Below are 3,790 nucleotides of genomic sequence, written 5' to 3' on the forward strand. Positions count from 1 at the left end.
CCTTTCTAGAGATAGCACCATAAATCAAGTGCTCACACTTATCGCGCTGTTAAAGGTTAAGAACAGAAAACAGTGGCCCTGTACCAAGCAACACGGGGAAAGTAGCTGAGGTCTGATCAAGCGGGTCTGTAGCTCAGCTGGTTAGAGCACCGTGTTGATAACGCGGGGGTCGTTGGTTCGAGCCCAACCAGACCCACCAAGGATTTCGGGGGTTTAGCTCAGCTGGGAGAGCACCTGCTTTGCAAGCAGGGGGTCGTCGGTTCGATCCCGTCAACCTCCACCAGTTTCAAATATCAAACCTGAGTCAGTCAGAAGATTGACCGGGATTCAGGTTTGGTTTTTAAGTAACCATTGGCTGTTTTGTTCTTTAACAATCTGGAAGAAGTAATAGTAAAGAAAGAATTTGTCAGTACGGCTTTGTACGCAAGTATGAAGGAGTATTGATGGGTTGTGATTGTATCAACAGTAGTAAGAGTTCTTAGCGAATTAGCTCAGACTTTGACTACGGCAAACGCGAAACTCAGTTTTACTCTATGACGGCTTGGTTGTCAGCCAGGCGCTAACGTTATAGGGACAAGTGACTAAGTGCACATGGTGGATGCCTTGGCGATTACAGGCGATGAAGGACGTAGTAGCTTGCGATAAGCTGCGGGGAGCTAGCAAACGAGCTTTGATCCGCAGATTTCCGAATGGGGAAACCCACCCTTTTAGGGTATCCCACACTGAATACATAGGTGTGTGGAGGCGAACGTGGCGAACTGAAACATCTAAGTAGCTACAGGAAAAGAAATCAACCGAGATTCCCAAAGTAGTGGCGAGCGAAATGGGACCAGCCTGCAAGATGTAGCATTTTTGATAGTGGAACGCTCTGGAAAGTGCGGCCATAGAGGGTGATAGCCCCTTACACGAAATCATTAGTGTGGAACTAAGCTTGCGACAAGTAGGGCGGGACACGTGAAATCCTGTCTGAAGATGGGGGGACCATCCTCCAAGGCTAAATACTCGTAATCGACCGATAGTGAACCAGTACCGTGAGGGAAAGGCGAAAAGAACCCCGGGAGGGGAGTGAAATAGATCCTGAAACCGTGTGCATACAAACAGTAGGAGCCTCGTAAGGGGTGACTGCGTACCTTTTGTATAATGGGTCAGCGACTTACATTCAGTGGCAAGCTTAACCGAATAGGGGAGGCGTAGCGAAAGCGAGTCCGAATAGGGCGTCCAGTCGCTGGGTGTAGACCCGAAACCAGATGATCTACCCATGGCCAGGATGAAGGTGCCGTAACAGGTACTGGAGGTCCGAACCCACTAATGTTGAAAAATTAGGGGATGAGCTGTGGGTAGGGGTGAAAGGCTAAACAAATCTGGAAATAGCTGGTTCTCTCCGAAAACTATTTAGGTAGTGCCTCATGTATCACCATCGGGGGTAGAGCACTGTTATGGCTAGGGGGTCATCGCGACTTACCAAACCATTGCAAACTCCGAATACCGATGAGTGCGAGCATGGGAGACAGACGTCGGGTGCTAACGTCCGGCGTCAAGAGGGAAACAACCCAGACCGCCAGCTAAGGTCCCCAAGATTGGCTAAGTGGAAAACGAAGTGGGAAGGCTAAAACAGTCAGGAGGTTGGCTTAGAAGCAGCCATCCTTTAAAGAAAGCGTAATAGCTCACTGATCGAGTCGTCCTGCGCGGAAGATGTAACGGGGCTAAGCCAGTCACCGAAGCTGCGGATCATCCTTGTGATGATGGTAGGAGAGCGTTCTGTAAGCCTGCGAAGGTGTCTTGTAAAGGATGCTGGAGGTATCAGAAGTGCGAATGCTGACATGAGTAGCGATAATGCGGGTGAAAGGCCCGCACGCCGTAAGCCCAAGGTTTCCTGTCCAACGTTCATCGGGGCAGGGTGAGTCGGCCCCTAAGGCGAGGCAGAGATGCGTAGCTGATGGGAAGCAGGTTAATATTCCTGCACCGTCGTTAGATGCGATGGGGGGACGGATTGCGGAAGGTTGTCCGGGTGTTGGATGTCCCGGTTCTTGACTCGAAGAAGGCGCTTAGGCAAATCCGGGCGCGTAATTCAAGGGGTTGAGACGAGTGGCCTTGTGCCGCGAAGCAATCGGAAGTGGTTCCAAGAAAAGCCTCTAAGCTTCAGTCTAACGAGACCGTACCGCAAACCGACACAGGTGGGCGAGATGAGTATTCTAAGGCGCTTGAGAGAACTCGGGAGAAGGAACTCGGCAAATTGGTACCGTAACTTCGGGATAAGGTACGCCCAAGTAGCTTGACTGGCCTGCGCCAGGAGGGTGAAAGGGTTGCAATAAAATGGTGGCTGCGACTGTTTAATAAAAACACAGCACTCTGCAAACACGAAAGTGGACGTATAGGGTGTGACGCCTGCCCGGTGCTGGAAGATTAAATGATGGGGTGCAAGCTCTTGATTGAAGTCCCAGTAAACGGCGGCCGTAACTATAACGGTCCTAAGGTAGCGAAATTCCTTGTCGGGTAAGTTCCGACCTGCACGAATGGCGTAACGATGGCCACACTGTCTCCTCCCGAGACTCAGCGAAGTTGAAATGTTTGTGATGATGCAATCTACCCGCGGCTAGACGGAAAGACCCCATGAACCTTTACTGTAGCTTTGCATTGGACTGTGAACCAATCTGTGTAGGATAGGTGGGAGGCTATGAAAGCGTGACGCCAGTTGCGCCGGAGCCATCCTTGAAATACCACCCTGGTTTGTTTGCGGTTCTAACCTTGGCCCGTTATCCGGGTTGGGGACAGTGCATGGTAGGCAGTTTGACTGGGGCGGTCTCCTCCCAAAGTGTAACGGAGGAGTTCGAAGGTACGCTAGGTACGGTCGGACATCGTGCTAATAGTGCAATGGCATAAGCGTGCTTAACTGCGAGACTGACAAGTCGAGCAGGTACGAAAGTAGGACATAGTGATCCGGTGGTTCTGTATGGAAGGGCCATCGCTCAACGGATAAAAGGTACTCTGGGGATAACAGGCTGATTCCTCCCAAGAGTTCATATCGACGGGGGAGTTTGGCACCTCGATGTCGGCTCATCACATCCTGGGGCTGTAGCCGGTCCCAAGGGTATGGCTGTTCGCCATTTAAAGTGGTACGTGAGCTGGGTTTAAAACGTCGTGAGACAGTTTGGTCCCTATCTGCCGTGGGCGTTGGAAGTTTGAGGGGGGCTGCTCCTAGTACGAGAGGACCGGAGTGGACGAACCTCTGGTGTACCGGTTGTCACGCCAGTGGCATTGCCGGGTAGCTAAGTTCGGAAGAGATAACCGCTGAAAGCATCTAAGCGGGAAACTTGCCTCAAGATGAGACTTCCCGGAGACTTGATCTCCCTAAAGGGTCGTTCGAGACCAGGACGTTGATAGGCTCGGTGTGGAAGTGCAGTAATGCATTAAGCTAACGAGTACTAATTGCCCGTGCGGCTTGTCCCTATAACCTTAGTACGGTTGTAGAGCGAGTAACAGCGTATATGCCAAAAGTTGGCAATCACGCCCGCTAAATATGGTGTACCCCACCATCACTACTATTACCGATTCCAGATTGGGTTGGCTGCTGCCGTTGAAAAGCAGCCGACTTTACAAGTTATGCCTGATGACCATAGCAAGTTGGTACCACCCCTTCCCATCCCGAACAGGACCGTGAAACGACTTCGCGCCGATGATAGTGCTGCAACCAGTGTGAAAGTAGGTCATCGTCAGGCTCTTATTAAAAAACCCCCTCGCTCTACACGAGCCTGGGGGTTTTTGCTTTGCAGGCCCTCCACGTAACTTCCTC

2 tRNA genes and 2 rRNA genes are annotated in these 3,790 nt (G+C 51.3%); all 4 read left to right on the top strand.

The annotated features are described in order from the left end of the window. Positions 1–122: 122 nt before the first annotated feature. Positions 123–199: transfer RNA gene (locus EDC30_RS19175), tRNA-Ile, on the top strand. A gap of 8 nt (positions 200–207) precedes the next feature. Next, positions 208–283, top strand: a tRNA-Ala gene (locus EDC30_RS19180). Between the two features lie 288 nt (positions 284–571). After that, positions 572–3,447 (top strand): 23S ribosomal RNA (locus tag EDC30_RS19185). Between the two features lie 156 nt (positions 3,448–3,603). Next, positions 3,604–3,716, top strand: a 5S ribosomal RNA gene (gene rrf / locus EDC30_RS19190). The last annotated feature ends 74 nt before the right edge of the window (positions 3,717–3,790 follow it).

Origin of the sequence: Paucimonas lemoignei, assembly GCF_004342585.1 — a bacterium.
Classification (GTDB): domain Bacteria; phylum Pseudomonadota; class Gammaproteobacteria; order Burkholderiales; family Burkholderiaceae_D; genus Paucimonas; species Paucimonas lemoignei.